The sequence below is a fragment of the Actinacidiphila sp. bgisy167 genome, from assembly GCF_057707665.1.
This window is the reverse complement of the sequence record NZ_JBYIQP010000216.1, coordinates 1-937: the sequence shown is the minus strand read 5'-3', so window position 1 is coordinate 937 and position 937 is coordinate 1. Positions and strand designations below refer to the sequence as shown.

General features: G+C 56.4%; 1 protein-coding gene. It reads right to left on the bottom strand.

The window, feature by feature from the left end:
* Positions 1-937 (bottom strand): helicase associated domain-containing protein (locus tag AC3ET4_RS30860; protein WP_431955282.1); only part of this gene is annotated, 937 nt, incomplete at both ends.

Below are 937 nucleotides of genomic sequence, written 5' to 3'. Positions count from 1 at the left end.
TGTGTTTGCTGCGTACATTCTTTATCCAGTTTCCGAGATTTACATCCTCGCGGCCGACCGGCTCCTTATGATCCCGCGGTACCTCGAGGTCGCCATGCGCCTCGTACCACTGCTTGGCGGCTTTCAGCTTCAACTGGGTGTCAGTGTCGCGTATTTTTTCCCAGCGCATGCCCATTCTGTCGAGTTCGGCCCGCGTGGCGTCGTCAACCTCCGCGTGTTTGAGGCGTACATTCGAGATCCAGTGTCCGAGATTTACATCCTCGTCGTCGACTTTCTCCTTCCAGTCGTACCGGACCTCGAGGTGGCCTTCTCTCTCGTAGAACTGCTTGGCGGCTTTCAGCTTCAATCGGGCGTCAATGTCGCGTATTTTTTCCCAGCGCATGCCCATTCTGTCGAGTTCGGCCCGCGTGGCGTCGTCAACCTTCGTGTGTTTGCTGCGTACATTCAAGATCCAGCTTCCGAGGAATACATTCTCGCCGTCGACTGGCTCCTTATGATCCTGCGGTACCTCGAGGTTGCGTTCTCTCTCGTAGAACTGCTTGGCGGCTTTCAGCTTCAACTGGGTGTCAGTGTCGCGTATTTTTTCCCAGCGCATGCCCATTCTGTCGAGTTCGGCCCGCGTGGCGTCGTCAACCTTCGTGTGCTCGCTGCGTACACTCGTGATCCAGTATCCGAGATTTACATCCTCGTCGTCGACTTTCTCCTTCCAGTCGGACCGGACCTCGAGGTGGCCTTCTCTCTCGTAGAACTGCTTGGCGGCTTTCAGCTTCAACTGGGTGTCAGTGTTGAGTATTTTTTCCCAGCGCATGCCCATTCTGTCGAGTTCGGCCCGCGTGGCGTCGCCAACCGGCCTGTGGCCGCTGCGTACCTGCGCGAGCCAGCTTCCGAGATTTACATCCTCGTCGTCGACTTTCTCCTTTTTTTTCTCCGGTACCTC